Annotated in this window: 17 protein-coding genes; 9 read left to right on the forward strand and 8 right to left on the reverse strand. The window is 67.8% G+C overall.

Going from position 1 to position 17,317, the window contains the following annotated elements:
* Window positions 1-5: 5 nt before the first annotated feature.
* The 5 genes from glp to FB547_RS15450 all read right to left on the reverse strand — a co-directional run bounded on the left by glp (window position 6) and on the right by FB547_RS15450 (window position 5,226).
* Complete coding sequence (gene glp, locus FB547_RS15430) at window positions 6-1,322, reverse strand: gephyrin-like molybdotransferase Glp (protein ID WP_145743602.1); 1,317 nt, start codon at window positions 1,320-1,322, stop codon at window positions 6-8.
* Window positions 1,319-1,969 carry a molybdenum cofactor guanylyltransferase MobA gene (gene mobA, locus FB547_RS15435; protein ID WP_145743604.1) on the reverse strand — a complete coding sequence of 217 codons (651 nt, stop codon included), beginning with the start codon at window positions 1,967-1,969 and terminating at the stop codon, window positions 1,319-1,321. Before mobA ends, glp begins: the two co-directional genes overlap by 4 nt.
* Window positions 1,966-3,117: a GTP 3',8-cyclase MoaA gene (moaA, locus tag FB547_RS15440; protein ID WP_145743606.1), complete on the reverse strand. Its 1,152-nt coding sequence runs from the start codon at window positions 3,115-3,117 to the stop codon at window positions 1,966-1,968. Before moaA ends, mobA begins: the two co-directional genes overlap by 4 nt.
* 100 nt (window positions 3,118-3,217) lie before the next feature.
* A complete protein-coding gene (locus FB547_RS15445) occupies window positions 3,218-4,651 on the reverse strand; it encodes an aldehyde dehydrogenase family protein (protein ID WP_145743608.1) in 1,434 nt (477 codons plus the stop codon).
* 20 nt (window positions 4,652-4,671) lie between these two features.
* Window positions 4,672-5,226 (reverse strand): peroxiredoxin, encoded by a 555-nt coding sequence (locus FB547_RS15450; RefSeq protein ID WP_145743609.1) that lies wholly within the window; start codon window positions 5,224-5,226, stop codon window positions 4,672-4,674.
* Window positions 5,227-5,270: 44 nt separating this feature from the next.
* Here FB547_RS15450 and FB547_RS15455 point away from each other — a divergent pair, with 44 nt between their 5' ends.
* The 8 genes from FB547_RS15455 to FB547_RS15490 all read left to right on the forward strand — a co-directional run bounded on the left by FB547_RS15455 (window position 5,271) and on the right by FB547_RS15490 (window position 12,820).
* Entirely contained in the window at window positions 5,271-6,845 is a 1,575-nt protein-coding gene (locus tag FB547_RS15455; protein ID WP_145743611.1) for a phospholipase D family protein, read from the forward strand.
* Window positions 6,846-6,854: 9 nt separating this feature from the next.
* Window positions 6,855-7,643, forward strand: coding sequence for a sterol desaturase family protein (locus FB547_RS15460; protein ID WP_145743613.1), 789 nt, complete (start codon window positions 6,855-6,857; stop codon window positions 7,641-7,643).
* A complete protein-coding gene (locus FB547_RS15465; RefSeq protein ID WP_145743614.1) occupies window positions 7,627-8,583 on the forward strand; it encodes a fatty acid desaturase family protein in 957 nt (318 codons plus the stop codon). The genes FB547_RS15460 and FB547_RS15465 overlap by 17 nt, the downstream gene beginning before the upstream one ends.
* A 3-nt stretch (window positions 8,584-8,586) precedes the next feature.
* Window positions 8,587-10,530: a 3-oxoacyl-[acyl-carrier-protein] synthase III C-terminal domain-containing protein gene (locus FB547_RS15470; protein ID WP_145743616.1), complete on the forward strand. Its 1,944-nt coding sequence runs from the start codon at window positions 8,587-8,589 to the stop codon at window positions 10,528-10,530.
* Window positions 10,514-11,413: a DUF6999 family protein gene (locus FB547_RS15475; RefSeq protein ID WP_145743618.1), complete on the forward strand. Its 900-nt coding sequence runs from the start codon at window positions 10,514-10,516 to the stop codon at window positions 11,411-11,413. The genes FB547_RS15470 and FB547_RS15475 overlap by 17 nt, the downstream gene beginning before the upstream one ends.
* Window positions 11,414-11,430: 17 nt before the next feature.
* The gene (locus FB547_RS15480; RefSeq protein WP_145743620.1) at window positions 11,431-11,799 is read left to right on the forward strand and encodes a hypothetical protein; all 369 of its coding nucleotides are present in this window, start codon (window positions 11,431-11,433) and stop codon (window positions 11,797-11,799) included.
* Window positions 11,786-12,016 carry a hypothetical protein gene (locus FB547_RS15485; protein WP_012747462.1) on the forward strand — a complete coding sequence of 77 codons (231 nt, stop codon included), beginning with the start codon at window positions 11,786-11,788 and terminating at the stop codon, window positions 12,014-12,016. Before FB547_RS15480 ends, FB547_RS15485 begins: the two co-directional genes overlap by 14 nt.
* Before the next feature lie 222 nt (window positions 12,017-12,238).
* Complete coding sequence (locus FB547_RS15490) at window positions 12,239-12,820, forward strand: hypothetical protein (protein WP_145743622.1); 582 nt, start codon at window positions 12,239-12,241, stop codon at window positions 12,818-12,820.
* On the opposite strand, the gene FB547_RS15495 is transcribed toward FB547_RS15490, so the two are convergent.
* A complete protein-coding gene (locus tag FB547_RS15495) occupies window positions 12,814-13,650 on the reverse strand; it encodes a metal-dependent hydrolase (protein ID WP_145743624.1) in 837 nt (278 codons plus the stop codon). The two genes, FB547_RS15490 and FB547_RS15495, sit on opposite strands and share 7 nt — an antisense overlap.
* A 112-nt stretch (window positions 13,651-13,762) precedes the next feature.
* Here FB547_RS15495 and FB547_RS15500 point away from each other — a divergent pair, with 112 nt between their 5' ends.
* The gene (locus tag FB547_RS15500; protein ID WP_145743626.1) at window positions 13,763-14,392 is read left to right on the forward strand and encodes a TetR/AcrR family transcriptional regulator; all 630 of its coding nucleotides are present in this window, start codon (window positions 13,763-13,765) and stop codon (window positions 14,390-14,392) included.
* An 8-nt stretch (window positions 14,393-14,400) separates the two neighbouring features.
* Here FB547_RS15500 and FB547_RS15505 read toward each other — a convergent pair whose 3' ends face one another.
* Both FB547_RS15505 and FB547_RS15510 read right to left on the reverse strand, forming a co-directional pair.
* Complete coding sequence (locus tag FB547_RS15505) at window positions 14,401-14,769, reverse strand: nuclear transport factor 2 family protein (protein ID WP_145743628.1); 369 nt, start codon at window positions 14,767-14,769, stop codon at window positions 14,401-14,403.
* Window positions 14,769-17,297, reverse strand: coding sequence for a sodium-translocating pyrophosphatase (locus FB547_RS15510; protein ID WP_145743630.1), 2,529 nt, complete (start codon window positions 17,295-17,297; stop codon window positions 14,769-14,771). The genes FB547_RS15505 and FB547_RS15510 overlap by 1 nt, the downstream gene beginning before the upstream one ends.
* Window positions 17,298-17,317 lie beyond the last annotated feature (20 nt).

Here is a 17,317-nt window from a genome sequence, read left to right on the forward strand (position 1 = left end):
GCCCTCTAAGCCTCCAGCATCATCACGTCGACCTCGTCGCCCGCGGCCACATTGCCCTGGTCGTGGTGCAGCACCACGAGCCCGTTGGCTTCGACCATCGAACTCAGCACGCCGGAGCCCTGGTTGCCGGCGATGCGAACCTCAGGCAGCGCGCCGGCCACGGCCTGCACGAAGCCGCGCTGGTATTCGGTGCGGCCCGGTTTCTTGCGGATGGCGCTCGCGGCCCGCGCGCGCAGCAGGGGCGGCGGCGCCGCGGCAATCTCGTGGCAGCCCATCATGCGCAGCAAGGCCGGCCGCACGAAGGCGAGAAAGGTGACCATGACCGCCACCGGATTGCCGGGCAGGCCGAAGAGCACGGCCGAGCCTGGCCGCGGGGAGGCCTGCGGGCTGCGGGGAACGAGCCCGACGGCCATCGGCCGGCCGGGGCGCATGGCCACGCGCCAGAATGCCATGTCGCCGAGCTGCTGCATCACGGCCCGGGTATGGTCGGCGGCGCCGACGCTCACGCCGCCGCTGGTGATGATGGCGTCGGCCTGGCCCGCGGCCTGTTGCAGCGCGGCGCCGAGCGTGGCCGGGTCGTCGCGCACCAGGCCCAGGTCGACCACTTCGCAGCCCAGTCGCGTGAGCAGGCCGAACACCGTGTAGCGGTTGCTGTCGTACACCGCGCCTTCGCGTGGCGGCTCGCCGAGGCTCAGGATTTCGTCGCCGGTCGAGAAATAGGCCACGCGCAGCCGGCGCAGCGCCGGCACCGAAGGCAGGCCCAGGCTGGCGACCATGCCCAGCGCGGCGGGCGACAGGCGTTCGCCGCGGCGCAAGGCCGGCTGGCCCTGCATGAGGTCTTCGCCTGCGAAGCGGCGGTTGTCGCCGCGGCGAAGCACCTTGGCGGGAAAGCGCACGCGGTCGCCGTCGACCTTGCAGAATTCCTGCGGAATCACGGTGTCGAGCCCTTCGGGCATGACCGCTCCCGTCATGATGCGAACCGCGTCGCCGGCAGCCAGCGTGCCGCGCCACGCCGCGCCCGCCAAGGCGGTGCCCACCACGCGCAGCTCGATGGAAGCGTCGGTGGGCGAATCGTCTCGCAGGATCGCGCCGTCGAAGGCAAAGCCGTCCATCGCGGAGTTGTCGTGCGGCGGCACGCTGACCGGCGAGATGATGTCTTCGGCCAGCACGCGGCCCAGCGCTTCGCGCAGCGCGACTTCTTCGCGCTCGGCCACCACGGCGGGCGCCACGAGCTGTGCCAGGAAGGCCTGGACGCCCTGGACGCTCAGCGCCTGGGGGTCATAGCCGGCAAGGGCGGCGGCAATGTCGGCGATGCGGCTCATCGGTTTTCCAGCGCGTGCAATTCGGCCAGCGTGTTGGCATTGAAGAAGGCGTCGGGCGCGTCGCCGGGGCGGTCGAAGGGCACGAGCACGGTACGGTGCTGCGCGGTCCAGGCGTCAATCTTGCGGCCGCCGGACTGGGTGAAGTTCACCAGGCTTTCGAGCAGCGTGGTGCGCAGCAGGCAGAACACCGGCTGCGGCCGCAGCACCGGCGCCGCGCCGGGTTCGGCGGCGGCCTCGGGGGCGCTGACCATGGCGATTTCCGCGTCGTTGGCCCTCAGGGCCTCGGCCAGCCGGCTCGCCAGATCGAGCGGAAACAGCGGCGTGTCGCAGGGCACGGTGAGCAGGTAGGGCGTTTCGCAGCGTTCCAGTCCTGTCAGGAAGCCTGCCAGCGGGCCGGCATAGTCGGCCAGGCTGTCGGGCCAGACCGGAACGCCGAAGGATTCGTAGGCCGCCAGGTTGCGGTTGGCATTGATCATGACCTCGCCCACCTGCATGCCCAGGCGCAGCACGGCATGCATGGCGAGCGGCGAGCCATTGAGGTTCTGCAGGCCCTTGTCGATACCGCCCATGCGCGAACCGCGGCCGCCGGCCAGCAGCAGGCCGGTGATCTCGCTGGGGGAAATGGAATCTTGTGTTTTTGGGGTCATCCGCCGATATAGCTCATTTCGACGCGGCGAGGCGCGGGGTCGTTGGCGTCGTGCTCGCCGCTTTCAGGGCCGCGAAGCGCGCGCAGTTCGGAATAGCGGTCGGCGCGGCCCTGCCAGATGTGGCCGATGGCGGAGCCGATGTCCTCATCGGTGGCGGTGCCGCGCAGCAGGGGGCGCAGGTCATGGCCCGCACTTGCGAAGAGGCAGAGGTAGAGCTTGCCCTCGGTGGAGAGGCGGGCGCGGCTGCAGTCGCGGCAGAAGGCCTGGGTGACGCTGCTGATCACGCCGATCTCACCGCCGCCATCGGCGTAGGCCCACCGCTGGGCGGTTTCGCCCGGCGCGCTGGGCTCGAGCGGCACCAGCGGAAACTCGGCACCGATGCGGGCAATGACCTCGGCCGAGGGCAGCACCTCGTCCATGCGCCAGCCGTTGGTGGCGCCCACGTCCATGTATTCGATGAAGCGCAGCACCACCTTGCCGCCGTGGTGGTCGCGGAAGTAGCGCGCCATCGGCAGGATTTCCTGCTCGTTGGTGCCGCGCTTGACCACCATGTTCACCTTCAGCGGGCCCAGGCCCGCGGCCAGCGCCGCCTCGATGCCGGCGAGCACGTCGGCCACCGGAAAATCGACGTCGTTCATGTGGCGGAAAACCGCGTCGTCCAGGCTGTCGAGGCTCACGGTCACGCGCTGCAGGCCGGCAGCGGCCAGCGCGGCCGCCTTGCGCTGCAGCAGCGAGCCGTTGGTGGTGAGCGTGAGCGCGAGCGGTTCGCCACCCGGGGTGCGGATTTCAGACAGCTGCGCGACCAGCGCCTCGATGTTCTTTCGCAGCAGCGGCTCGCCGCCGGTCAGGCGGATCTTGCGCACGCCGTGGCCCGCGAACAGGCGCGCGAGCCGGGTCATTTCCTCGAAGCTCAGCAGCGCGCTGTGCGGCAGGTACTGGTAGTCCTTGTCGAACACATCCTTGGGCATGCAGTAGCTGCAGCGGAAGTTGCAGCGGTCGGTCACGCTGATGCGCAGGTCGGTCAGCGGCCGACCCAGGCGGTCGAGCAGCCGCCCGGTGGCGGGCACGGCCACCTCCGGAACCGCCACGGCGGGGCGCGCGCGGCCGATTTCGGAGAGCGGAATGACGGTGGTGCTTTTGCGGTTCATGGACAGCGGCCAATTTACTCCATCGGGCGCGGGCCGATCCCGAAAGGGCTACTCCTCGGCGAGTGCCGCCCGGAACCCGGCCCCGCACGCAGCGCGCGCCTCAGCCGTGCTTGACGGCGACGGTCTTGAGCGTGGTGAAGCCGTAGAGCGCCTCGAAGCCCTTCTCGCGCCCGTAGCCCGACGACTTGACGCCGCCGAACGGCAGTTCCACGCCGCCGCCGGCGCCGTAATTGTTGATGAACACCTGGCCGCTGCGCACCCGCTTGGCCATGCGGAACTGGCGCGCACCGTCGGTCGTCCAGACACCGGCCACGAGGCCGAACTGCGTGGCGTTGGCGAGCGCCACCGCTTCGTCCTCGTCGGTGAACTGCATCGCGGCGAGCACCGGGCCGAACACCTCTTCCTGCGCCAGTCGGTGGTTCACCGGCACGTCGCGCAGCAGGGTGGGGGCCTGGTAGAAGCCGGTTTCGGGCGCCTCGTCGACCACGATGCCGTGGGCCACCATGGGGATTCCCGCCACCTGGGCATCGCTCAGGAAATCCCACACGCGCTGCTGCTGCGTCTGGCGGATCAGCGGGCCGACGTCCAGGTCCATGGCTGCGGGGCCGACGCGCAGGGCCTCGAAGGCACGGCCGAGGCGCTCGAGCAGCGGCTCGTAGATGCCGCGCTGGATCAGCACGCGCGAGCCTGCCGAACAGGTCTGGCCGGCGTTCTGCACGATGGCGTTGATGATCACCGGAATGGCCGCGTCGAGATCGGCGTCGGCAAAGATGATCTGCGGGCTCTTGCCGCCGAGCTCGAGCGTGACCGGGCAATGCCGCTCGGCCGCCACCTGCTGGATCAGCGTGCCGATCTTCGGGCTGCCGGTGAAGCTGATGTGGTCGATGCCTTCGTGCCGCGCAAGCGCGTCACCCACTTCGTGGCCGTAGCCCGTCACGATGTTGAGCGCACCGGCCGGAAAGCCGACCTCGGCCGCGAGCTGCGCCACGCGAATGAGGGAAAGGCAGGCATCTTCCGCCGGCTTCACCACGCACACGTTGCCGGCCGCCAGGGCGCCGCCCACGCTGCGCCCGAAGATCTGCATCGGGTAGTTCCACGGAATGATGTGGCCGGTGACGCCGTGCGGCTCGCGCCAGGTGAAGACGCTGTAGCCGTCCTGGTAGGGAATGGTTTCGCCGTGCAGCTTGTCGCAGGCGCCGGCATAGAACTCGAAATAGCGCACCAGCGCGAGCGCGTCGGCGCGGGCCTGCTTCACCGGCTTGCCGCAATCGCGCTGCTCGATGAGCGCGAGCTCGTCGACGTGCTCGGCGATCTTCTGCGAGAGCCTGTAGAGCAGGCGGCTGCGGTCGGCCGCGCTCACCTTGTGCCAGACGCCCTCGAAGCAGTCGCGCGCCGCGCGCACGGCGGAGTCGATGTCGGCGGCATTGCTGCGCTGGATTTCGTCGAAAGGCTGGCCGTCGGAAGGGTCGAGCACCTGCAGGGTGCGGCCGGAGGATGACGGGACGTCGGCGTTGGCGATGAAGTTGAGTTGCATGGGACGGGATTTTGCACCCGCTACCTGGGTGTGCCCGGCCGGGGCAGCGCCCGGATCGCGTTGAGCATGCGCTCCACGTGCTTGTCCGGATTCAGGTTCTGGTAGTAGTACGCGACGGTGCCGTTCGGCGCGATCACGTAGGACAGGCGATTGGCAAAGTCGGGCCGGGTCTGCATCAGGGCGTCGAAGCCGTTGATCACGGATTTCGATTCGTCCGAGGCCACCGGAAAGCGGCTCTGGCAGGACTTGACCGAGAACTTCGAGAGCGTGTCGATGTCGTCGGCCGACACGCCGATGACGGTGGCGCCGAGCGCGGCGAACTGGTCGATGGCTTCGGCGAAGGCATGCGCTTCGATCGAACAATCGCTGGAGTCGGCCGCCGGAAAGAAGTACACCACCACCGGGCCCTTGGCCAGCGCCTCGGCCAGCGAATAGCGGAAAGTCTTGCCGCCCAGCGCGGCGTTGGCGGTGAACCTGGGCACCGGGTCGCCGATGTCCAGTGCGGCCCCGGCGGGGAATGCCAGCCCGGCTGCGATCGACATCAGGGCGATGCGTGAGAGGATCGGTCTTGCCATGGTGTAACTCCGAGCAGGGGTGAAACGAATTCTAGGATGCCATCATGAACCTCTGGACCCCACTTCTGCGTATCTGTCTTGCCGGCGCCATGGCCGCGGCGCTGGCGGCGTGCGGCTCGCTGCCGCCGGCGCGCGAGCGGGCGGCGGTGAATGCCGCAGCGGCCGATCCGTCCACCACGCTGGCACGCATCGCGGCCGCCTCGACGCCGCCCGGCGAGCACTCGGGCTTCCGGCTGATGCCGCTCGGCGTGTATTCGCTCGACGCGCGCGTCCAGCTGGCGCAGCGCGCCCAGCGCTCGCTGGTGGTCCAGTACTACCAGTTCGAGAACGACGCCACCGGCCGCCTCTTGATGCGTGCGCTGCGCGAGGCGGCCGGGCGCGGGGTGCAGGTGCGGCTGCTGGTGGACGATCTCTATACCGTCAAGAGCCAGCAGCCGCTGCTCGCGCTTTCCGCCACGCCCAACATGGAGGTGCGGCTGTTCAATCCGTTCTGCTGCGGACGCAACGGTTTTCTCTCGCGCTTCGTGGCCTCGCCGCACGAGATCGGGCGGCTCAACCACCGCATGCACAACAAGCTGTTCATCGCCGACGGCGTCATGGCGGTGGTGGGGGGGCGCAACATCGCCGACGAGTATTTCGTGCTGAGCGAGGCGCAGAACTTCATCGACATGGACGCGCTCGTCGTGGGCAAGGTGCTGCCGCAGCTCGAATCGATCTTCGATGCCTACTGGAACAGCGAGCAGGTCTGGCCCATTGCCGACATCGTGCGCGGCGAGGGCGGCCGCAAGCCCACGGTCGCCGACTTCGACGCCTGGATCGGCATGGCCGCGCCGCCGCCGAAGATCGTGCTGCCGCCGTCCGACGTGCTGGGCTACGGGCCGATCGCGGAAGAGCTCGACGGCGGGCGCATGGGGCTGTTGTGGGGCGAGGCCCGCGCCATTGCCGATCCGCCCACCAAGCCCACCACGATGACCGAGGACGAAGCCATTGCCACCAGCGTGACGATGAAGGTCTGGACGCTGCTGATGGACGCCAAGTTCGAAGTCGACCTGACCTCCCCCTACCTGGTGCCGGGCGAACGCGGCATGGCGGCTTTCGAGGACCTGGCCAGGCGCAAGGTCAAGCTCACGCTGCTGACCAATTCGCTGGCCGCCAACGACGAACCGCTGGTGCACACCGGCTATGCGCGCTACCGCGAGCGGCTGCTCAGGAGCGGCGCCGACCTGTACGAGCTGAGCCCGCAGCGCACCACCGCGGGCGAGCGCTTCGGCATGTTCGGCAAGTCGCTGGGGCGGCTGCACTCCAAGACCGCCGCCATCGACAAGACGCGCATCTTCATCGGCTCGATGAACCTCGATCCGCGCTCGGCGAGCCAGAACACCGAGATGGGCGTGGTGGTCGACAGCCCGCAGCTGGCGCGCGAGATGCTGCGCGTCATCAACATCAGCAAGCTGCAGAACTCGTACCGGCTGCGCATTGCCAAGGAGACCGGCACGCTGCAGTGGCTCACGACCGATGGCGAAAAGGAAGTCATCCTCACCTCGGAGCCGGAATCGAGCTTCTTCCAGCGGCTTCACAACCTGATCATTGCGCCCCTGGTTCCCGAAATGCTGTTGTAGCCTCGGGGGATGGCGCAAAGCTTCATTTCGTTGTCGGCCCTGCAGGTGATGTTCTGGGGGCTGATTTTTTTCGGCGGCATCTACCTGGGATTCGGCGCCTTCAACTGGCTTCTGACCCGGCGGGTGCTGCCCGCGCTCGGCATCGGGCGCGTGCTCGACCCGCGGCCGCTGCAGCCGGGGCAGTTGCGCCGCGAACTGGCGCAGTCGGGCGTGTCGGTGCTGGTGTTCGGGCTGGGCATGGTGTTTCCGTGGGGCCTGCTCCAGCTGGGCTGGGCGCGGCTCGATGCCGACGCCGGCTGGCGCCAGGTCGCCATCGAAATCCTGGCGCTCGCGATCTGGAACGACGTTCATTTCTGGTTCAACCATCGGCTGCTGCACACGCGCTGGCTGCGGCGCTTCCACGGGCCGCATCACCGCTCGGTCGTGACCACGCCGTGGGCCACCTACAGCTTCCATCCGATCGAGGCGGCCATGCTCGGCAACGTGATCCTGCTGCCGATGCTGCTGCATGACTTCAGCTTCTGGTCGCTCGCGTCGGTGCCGCTGTTCAGCCTGTTCTTCAACAGCGTCGGGCACTCGAACTACGACTTCTTTCCCCGGGCGCCGTACAGCCACTGGTTTGCCGCGAGCCGCCGGCACCATTTGCACCACGCCTGCCACAGCGGCAACTACGGCTTCCAGTTCACTTTCATGGACCGGTTGTTCGGCACGCGCATTGCCGCCGATGCGGCCGAGCCGCAGTTCCTGGCCTTCCGCGAGAAGCAGCAACGCCAACGGCAGCATGGCACGCCGGCTTGAGGCGCCGCGCCGGCCGGCGCGCCTTCGCCATGGGCGCGACTGGCAGAGCCTGGCGTACCTGGTGGCACTTCCGGCGCTGGCGGCCTGGCAGTGGGTGCATGGCTTTGCCGTGCTGCTCTACGCGCCGATGCTGTTCCTGACGCTGGGCGTGGGTGTGATCCACCACAACCATGTGCACCTGCGCATGTGGCGCGGGCGGCGCATGAACCGGATCACCGACTTCTGGATCACGCTGTTGCAGGGTCACCCGACCTTCGTCTTCTGGCCGGCGCACGTGGCCAACCACCATCGCCATCGGCATGGGCCGCAGGACGTCGCGCGCACCTACCGCTTCGGCGGCGACACCAACCATCTGCGGGGCTACCTGCTGCATCCGTTCCAGGCCGTGTGGGTGCTGGTGCCGGTGTTCTTCGGCTGGCTCGGCCGGCTTCGCAGCTACCGGCCGGGACCCTGGCGCTACTGCATGGCGCAGTACGCCCTGTGGCTCGGCAGCTGGGGCGCGCTGTTGCTGCTCGACTGGCGCAAGGCCCTGCTGTTGGTGATCGTGCCCCAGCTCCACGGGCTGCATTGGCTGCTGGCGACCAACTATCTGCAGCATGCGCATGCCGACGGACGCCGGCTCGGGCCGGACGAGGAGGCGCGGCGCGATACCGCGGGTACCCGACTGAACTACGCGCGCAATTTCGAGGGGCTGGTGAACCCCTTGTTGTTCAACATCGGCCTGCACACCGCACATCACGAGAACCCGCATGTCCACTGGTCCGAGCTCGCGCAACTGCACCGCACGCGCTACCGCGCGCAAGTCGACCCTGCGCTCAACGAGCAGGGGCTGGTGCCCTACATGGTTCGCGTGTTCGTGCTCGGAGCGCTGTGGCCGCGTTTTCGCAGCCGCTCGCTGATGCCGTCCGTGCCCGTGCCGCCCGAGTCTTCAACCCACTGAACCATGCCCGTCCCATTCCAACGCGTGTACATCGAGAGCGCCGGCTACTTCATGCCCGGCGAGCCCATTCCCAACGAGCGCATGGACGCCTACATCGCGCCGCTCAACCGGATGTCGGAGCGCATCAAGCGGCGCATCCTGGCCGAGAACGGCATCCTCACGCGGCACTATGCGATCGACGAGGAGGGCGTGACGCGCCACACCAATGCGCAGCTGGCGGCAGGCGCGATCCGCGACTGCCTGCAGCGCGGTGGTGCCGAGCTGTCGCGCGTGTCGCTGCTGGCCAGCGGCTCTTCGGGCGGCGACGCGCTGATGCCCGGCTTTGCCAACATGATCCAGGGCGAACTGGCGGCACCGCCCATGGAGACGCTGTCGGTACACGGCATCTGCGCCGCGGGCGTGTCGGCCATTCAGTCGGCCGCGCAGGGCATCGAACTGGGGGCGCACCGCAGCGCGCTGGCGGTGGCCAGCGAAATGCCGTCGCGGCTTTTCAAGCGCTCGCGCTTTGCAGCGCGCGGCTACGAAACCGACTTCGATTCGCACTTCCTGCGCTGGATGCTCTCCGACGGTGCGGGCGCGCTGCTGCTGTCGGGCGGCACGCCCGCGCTGGCCGGCAACCCCGGGCTGCGCCTGCGGCTCAAGTGGGTGCACCAGCGCGCGTTCTCGGGGGACTATCCGGTCTGCATGCAGCTGGGCCTGACCGAGGACCGCGCGCGCGGCCATCTCGACTTCGGCTCGTGGGCCGAAGCGGAGGCGGCGGGTGCCTTGTCGCTGCGGCAGGACATCCGCCTGCTGCCGCACCTGTTCGACATCGGCATTCATGAATACGCAACGCTGGTGCAGGGCGGATGGCTCGATCCGAAGCGGATCGACCATTTCCTGTGCCACTACTCGTCGGAGAAATTCATCCCCGTGGTCGAGGACCTGATGGCCAAGGCCGACCTCGCCATTCCACGCGAGCGCTGGTGGAGCAACCTGGCCTGGCGTGGCAACACGGGGGCCGCGTCGATCCTGATCATGCTGTCGGAGTTCCTGCACACCAAGGCGCTGAAGCCCGGGGAACAGATCTTCTGCTACGTGCCGGAATCGGGGCGTTTCATGGCCGCCTACATGCTGCTGGAGGTCGAGGCTGCCGAGGCGCCCGCCGGGGCGCTGGCCGGGCCGCGCACGACGGCCGGCGCGGCCGCGGACGACGAAGCCGCGATCGCGCCGCCTCACGATCCGGCCGCCGCGCCCGAAGGGCTCGGTGCACTGCTGACCGAACTGGCCGGCATCTGGCACGACTACCGCTCGCGCGTCTGGCGCACGCCGCTGATCCGCCAGATCCGCGAGCGCCGCCTTGCCTTGCCCGACTACCTGAACTGGATGGAGCAGTGGGTCCCGCAGGTCCGCGAAGGCAGCCGCTGGATGCGCGAGGGCGCCGCGTCGCTGACCGGCCCGTACCAGGCGCTGGCCGCGCTGATCGACGTGCATGCGGGCGAGGAGCAGGACGACTTCAACATCCTCTTCAGCGACTACCGCAAGGCCGGCGGCACCGTGGCGCGGATCGACGATCTGCGCCGCAACCCCGGCGGGGAGGCGCTCAACGCCTACCTGCACGGCCTGGCCGCCACGCGCAACCCGATCGGCCTGCTGGGCGCGATCTACATCATCGAGGGCACGGGCCAGCGCATCGTTCCCGCGCTGCTGCCGCTGATCAAGGCCGGCCTGAAGTTGCCGCCCGACGCCTTCCGCTTTCTCGAATACCACGGCCACAACGACGAGAACCACCTGAACCGCTGGCTCGCCGCGGTCGAGATGGTGATGGCCGTGGAAGGCTGCGAGGGCGCCGAAGGCCGGGGCCGGGCGGCCCGCCAGATCATCGATACGGCGCGCCACACAGCCGCGCTGTACCTGATGCAGTTTCAGCACATCACGGAGCGGATGCCACATGAGCCGAACGCCTGATTTTCTTGCCCGGGGGCACGACGAGCGCGATCCCAGTCCCTGGCTCGCCCTCTACCTGGACCAGAGCACGCCGCTGCCCGACGAGGTCAAGGCAGCGTGGCTGGTCGACTCGAGCTCGGGCTCGCGCCAGTACCTGCTGCCGTTCCTGCGCCCGGTCGCGCGGCTCACGATCATCCTGATCCAGGTGGTGAAGGTGTTCGTGCCGCGCAACTGGTCGCATTCGAAGCTGCTGCACCGGCTGCTGGCCTGGGGGCTGAAGCGCTTCGTCTCGCCGGAAGCGAACTGGCTGATCCTGCGGCATTTCCACCTCGGCTCGCAGGTGCTGGGCTTCATCGGCCGCAATTCGCCGGCGCCCGTGGGCACGTCGCCGCTGGAGCCGGCCGACATCGATGCGCTCAAGGACGAGACCTTCCTGAAGCACGACCTGAATCTCTTCAATTTCGTGATCCGGCTGAACCAGGCGCTGCGCGACAAGGGGCTGGTGCTGGGCAAGGCGCCCCAGGTCGATTTTTCGATGATCAAGGATCCGGGCCTGCGGCTTTCGGACATGCCGCGCGGCAGGCTCAATTTCCTCGACCTGCAGAGCGCCATCGAGCTTTTCACGCCGCTGTACCAGCTGATGCTGACCGACAACGATTTCTGGCGCGCCGCCAATTCGCTGCAACTGGATGAAACCATCGGCATCTACGCGGCCACCTTGCTGGGCGCCCCCGAGCACCTCATCCTGGTGAACAACAAGCATCCGCTGGTGCCGCTTTCGACCCTGCGGGCCGGGCACCGGCTGGTCATTCACGGGCTGTCGACGGAGATGCTGCACAGCCTGCTGCGGCGCATGCAGGCTGCGCACGGGGCAACCCCCATGCCAGAGCAGCCACTTGCATAAGCGTATGCTGCCCCCAGATGCAATCCATGAACACGACCCATAATCCGTCTCCCAAGACCGATCTGGCAGTGACCCACGTGCTGGCTCAACTGCTTGAGCGGCTTGAGCACAGTGCCGTCCCCGTAGGCGCCGAGCAATACCGCTCGGTGGTAGAACACTTGGTGCACGAATTCAACGACGTCGAACCGGGCGCCGACCTCGGCCGTCTGCTCGACGCCTATCCTGCTGCCGCCGAGGTCTACGAAAACCTCAATTACCAACATGCCGGCCTCTGCCGCTCGGCGCTCGACACGGCGCTTGCAGCCGAAGTCAGCGCGAGAGAAGCCATTGCACGCGCCATGCGCAACACTGAACCGAAAAAGGACAAAGCCGATGGCCAAAGCTGAGGTCAAGACCGCCGTCGTGGCCGATGGCCTGCGTTACAAATCGAAGGCGCCGGGCTCTCCGTTCCGCGCTTCGGCGTCGTTCAGCGGGGCGACCATGTCCTGCTTCATGTGCGGAAAGCACCGTGTGCGGTCGCAATTGCGCACCCGCCAGGTGCTGGGCAAGTCGCAAACCGTTTGCGCACCCTCGTGCAAGGCGCTCGACGAATCCCTTGAATAAACCGGATTCGCCGGCCTAGCAGGGCCGGGCGACGCCTTGGCGACATGCCCGAGCGCGCGCATTGCAGATTTTCTTTCCAAATCCCCTGCAATCGATATACAGTTGGACACAATTGATGCATTTATTGCATCAGTCAAAAGTTCTAATTTGTAGTCGATGGCAAATGATTTTGTGTATATGCAATAACGCCCGAGGCCGGGCGATTTGCGGAAGGAATCTGCAATGAACAAGTCGCGCCACGTGGTCATGCAGGTGGTCAAGCGTTCCTCCGGCAGTGCGACGCACCATGTGGAATTCCTCATGGACAACATCTTTGCGGAGCGCCTGCGCCAATTGCGCTCGCTGGTTCCACCGCTGGGCAGCCTCAACAAGCAGCGCGACCTGGTGATCGACAAGGTGCGCGCGCGGCTCCCCAATGCCATCTGGCGTACCGGGAGCCACGTCGACGAGGGCGTGGAGGGCTCCTGCATCGTCATTGCGGCAGAAGGCTCGTTCAATTGCGGCGGCAAGGACCGCAATACGCGCGAAAAGCTGGTGACCTACAACTTTTCGATTTCGCGCCTGATCGAATTGCACGCCGAACGCCCCGATGGCGAAACCCTCTACATCCGCGACGGCACCTTTGCCAACGACGAGCCCGCCGAGTCGGCCGCGGGCCTGTGGGTGGCTTCGCTGACCGAACAGGAAACCGTGATGCGCGTTCCGGATGCCCCTTCGGACTTCGACACCCTGCACGACCTGGCCATGCGCCCCGAACAGCGGGCCGCCGCCACTCCTCCCACCCACCGGGCCAGTTTCTACTGAAGAGCCTCGGCCGCCGCGCCCACAGGCGTGTATTGCGCGCGGTTGTTCTCGAGCCAGCGTGCCGACAGGCTGCTGTCCTGCTGCGCCGGGTGGAAATCGGCGCGAAAGTAGCTGCGCCAGGCCCGCCAGTTGCTGCTGAACAGGCCGCCTCTGCCAAGCAGGATGCGCGCGGCGCTCTTCCAGGTCGCCCATGTCCACAGCTGGCCTTCGCGGCGCAGGTTGTCGGCGGTCTGGCGCATCAGGTCGCCCAGGAACATCAGGGTCACGCGCCGGAACCAGCGCTTGCGCCAGGCGTCGGACCCTTGCGCAGCCCTGTAAATATCGAAGGCGACCGCCTTGTGCTCCAGTTCTTCGGCGCTGTGCCAGAGCCACATGGTGCGCAGCCGCGGCTCGGCGCCGTCGAGCACTTGGGGATGGGCGAGCAGCCATTCGGCGAACATGGCAGTGAAGTGTTCGGTGGCCGCGGTGGCCGCCAGCGCATGGCGCGGATCGGCACCCTCCAGCAACTGCATGCGCCCGGCGGCGCGGAGCGTCCAGCCGTCCACCAGGCCCTGATCCTGCAGGTGGGTGTTGAAAAGCGAATGAATGCGCCGGTGCGTGGCCTCCTGGCCGATGAAGCCGCGCACGTCGGCACGAAGCGCTTCCTGCGTTTGCGCCGGCAGCGTGGCCGCCGCGTCGCGCACGGCATCGATGAAGAACTGCTCGCCGAACGGGAAGCTCATCGACAGCGCATTGAAAAAGGCGGTGGAGAATGCGTCGCCGCCGCACCAGTTGCGGTCGAATGGGGTCTGCAGGTCGATCAGAAGGCGGCGCACCACAAGATCGGTCATGGCGGATTTTCCTTGGAAAATGCAATGTGGTACATGTTCGTACCAATTTCCGGCATGGTGCGCCCCACGGCTGGTACCGTCAAGTACCAATGCGGAGGACAATGTCTTTTCCATGAGCATCGCGACCGAAAAACCAGCCCTTGCCGCCCCCTCTGCAGAACCGGCCCCTGAGCACTACGCCCGGTTGCTGGAAGGCATGGCGCGCGCCGTGGCCGCGAAGGGCTACGCGGACACCACCATCGCCGACATCGTGCGCGAGGCCGCTGTTTCGCGCCGCACCTTCTACGAGCACTTCACGACCAAGTCGGAGTGCCTGATTGCGCTGTACGAGGCGGCCAGCAAGCTGGCGCTGCGCGCCGTGAGCGAGGCCTTCGATCCGGCGCAACCCTGGCATGCGCAGGTGGAGCGGACGATCACCGCGTATTTCGACTACCTCGCGCAGGACCCGGCGCTGCTGCGCACGCTGTTCGTCGAGATCCTCGGCCTGGGCATGCCGGGGCTGGCGGCGCGGCGCCGGGTGAACGGCGAAATCGCCGGCTTCATCCAGGCGGCCATCAACGGCGGCGGCGCGAACAGCGGCCCGGTGGGGCACCTGACGAGCGAATTGGCGATGACCGTGGTGGGCGGCATCAACGAACTGGTGCTCCAGGCCATCGAGCAGGACCGGGTCGGTGAACTCGGCCAGTTGGTGGCGCCGGCCACGCGCCTGGTGCGCGCGGTGGCGGCCGAGAGCGCCAGATAGCGAGAGCGTCAGGCGGGCCTGGCCTGCGCCGGGTCGTAGAAGAACTCTTCCTGCGCAATGCGCTCGCCCTCCCAGCGCTGCCAGGCGAGCTCTTCCATGCGCATGGCCTTGCCGTCCTTGAAGCGGAAATCGAAGACCCAGCGGATCACCACGTGTTCGCCGTTCACGAACACCGGCCGTACGCAGGTCGAAACCACCGAGGCGGTGCGGTCCAGCGTCGCCTGCTCGCGCGCAACCAGCGCGCTGCGGCCGCGCCGGGGCTCGGCCTGGTTCTCGCGCATGGTCGCGTCCTCGGTGTAGTAGTTCTCGATGGCTCGGGCGTGCGCGCCGCTTTCCACGGCGGCAATAAAGGCCTCGAGTCTTTCTGCGGAGGGCATCAGGCCTTGACCTTCACTTCGACGCGGCGGGCTTCGCTCGCGGGCCCGTCCGCCTGGGTCTGCTCGGGCTTGGCAAGCTCGATCTTGTCCGCAGGGGCGCCGGCGGCCTTCAGCGCATCGCCCACGGCCATGGCGCGCTGCTTGGCGAGCTCGGCGTTCTTGGCCGGATCGCCACTTGCATCGTGGTAGCCGCTCACAAGCAGGACGCTGCCGCTCTGCACGGCCCTGATGACGTCGGCCAGCGCCTCCTTGGCATTGGGCGCGAGCTCGGCCTTGCCGCTCTCGAAGTAGAACTTCACCACGCCGTTCTCGACCTTCACGGCCGCGGCGTCGGCGGCTGCCACGGCGCCGGAGGCCACCGCTGCCGCCGGCGCTGCGGGCGCAGAGGGCGGGGCAGCGGCGGCCGGCGCAGTCGCTGCCGGCGGCGTCTCGACCTTGTGCGGCACGGCCGCGGCCGCATCGCCGGCATGGAACTTGACCACCAGCGGCACGATCAGCAGCGCCACGATGTTGATGATCTTGATGAGCGGATTCACCGCCGGGCCGGCCGTGTCCTTGTAGGGGTCGCCCACGGTGTCGCCGGTGACGGCGGCCTTGTGCGCCTCGGAGCCCTTGCCGCCGTGGTGGCCGTCCTCGATGTACTTCTTGGCGTTGTCCCACGCGCCGCCGCCCGTGCACATCGAAATGGCGACGAACAGGCCCGTGACGATGGTGCCCATCAGCAGGCCGCCGAGCGCCTTCGGCCCCAGCACCAGCCCCACCAGGATCGGCACCACCACCGGCAGCAGCGAGGGGATCATCATCTCCTTGATGGCCGCGCCGGTCAGCATGCCTACGGCCTTGCCGTATTCGGGCTTGCCGGTGCCTTCCATGATGCCGGGGATCTCGCGGAACTGCCGGCGCACCTCCTCGACCACCGCACCGGCCGCGCGGCCCACGGCCTCCATGGCCATGGCGCCGAACAGGTAGGGAATCAGCCCGCCGATGAACAGGCCGACGATCACCATCGGGTCGCTCAGGTTGAAGCTGATGTTCAGCCCGAAGCTCTCCAGCTTGTGGGTGTAGTCGGCAAAGAGCACCAGCGAGGCGAGGCCGGCCGAGCCGATCGCGTAGCCTTTGGTCACGGCCTTGGTCGTGTTGCCGACCGCGTCGAGCGGGTCGGTCACGGCGCGCACGCTGTCGGGCAGTTCGCTCATCTCGGCGATGCCGCCGGCGTTGTCGGTGATGGGGCCGTAGGCATCGAGCGCCACCACGATGCCCGCCATGCTGAGCATGGCCGTCGCGGCCACCGCAATGCCGAACAGCCCGGCGAGCGCATACGAGGCCATGATGGCCACGCAGACGCAGATCACCGGCCATGCCGTCGAGCGCATCGAGACGCCCAGGCCCGCGATGATGTTGGTGCCGTGGCCCGTGGTCGAGGCCTGCGCGATGTGCTGCACCGGCTTGTACTGCGTGCCGGTGTAGTACTCGGTGATCCATACCAGCGCGGCGGTCAGCGCCAGGCCCACGAAGCAGGCGCCGAACAGCTTGAGCTGGCTGCCGCTCGGGGCAATGGCGTTGTCGGGAATGAGCCAGCTCGTGACGAACCAGAACGCGATCAAAGAGAGGATGCCCGCGACCGCCAGGCCTTTGTAGAGCGCCGGCATCACGTTGGTCATGCCCGGCGATGCCTTGACGAAGAAGCAGCCGATGATCGACGCGATGATCGACACGCCGCCCAGTGCCAGCGGATAGAGCACCGCATTGAGCGGCGCTGCCGTGACCATCAGCGCGCCCAGCACCATGGTGGCGATCAGCGTGACGGCATAGGTTTCGAACAGGTCGGCCGCCATGCCGGCGCAGTCGCCGACGTTGTCGCCCACGTTGTCCGCAATGACGGCCGGGTTGCGCGGGTCGTCTTCCGGAATGCCGGCCTCGACCTTGCCCACCAGGTCGGCGCCCACGTCGGCGCCCTTGGTGAAGATGCCGCCGCCCAGCCGCGCGAAGATCGAGATCAGCGAGGAGCCGAAGGCGAAGCCGATCAGCGGATTGAGGATGGCCGAGAGGCTGCGGTCCGGCGTGAGGTTGCCGTTGCCCGCCAGGAACCAGTAGAAGACCGAGACGCCCAGCAACCCCAGTCCCACCACCAGCATGCCCGTGATGGCGCCGCCGCGGAACGCGACGTCGAGCGCCGGGCCGATGCCTTGCGTGGCCGCCTGCGCGGTGCGCACGTTGGCGCGCACCGACACGTTCATGCCGATGAAGCCGCAGGCGCCCGAAAGCACCGCGCCCACCACGAAGCCGATGGCCGTGGTCGCATCCAGAAAGATGCCGATGAGGATGGCCAGGACCACGCCGACCACCGCGATGGTGGTGTACTGCTTGGCGAGGTAGGCCGACGCGCCGGCCTGGATGGCGGCCGCGATCTCCTGCATCCGCGCGTTGCCGGGATCCTTGGCGAGAATCCAACTTCGGGCCCAGAAACCGTAGCCGACGGCCACGAGGCCGCAGACGATGGCGAGTATCAGGGGGGTGTTGCCGATCATGCTTTGCTTCTCCATTCGTT

Source organism: Variovorax beijingensis, from assembly GCF_007828835.1.
Lineage (GTDB): Bacteria > Pseudomonadota > Gammaproteobacteria > Burkholderiales > Burkholderiaceae_C > Variovorax > Variovorax beijingensis_A.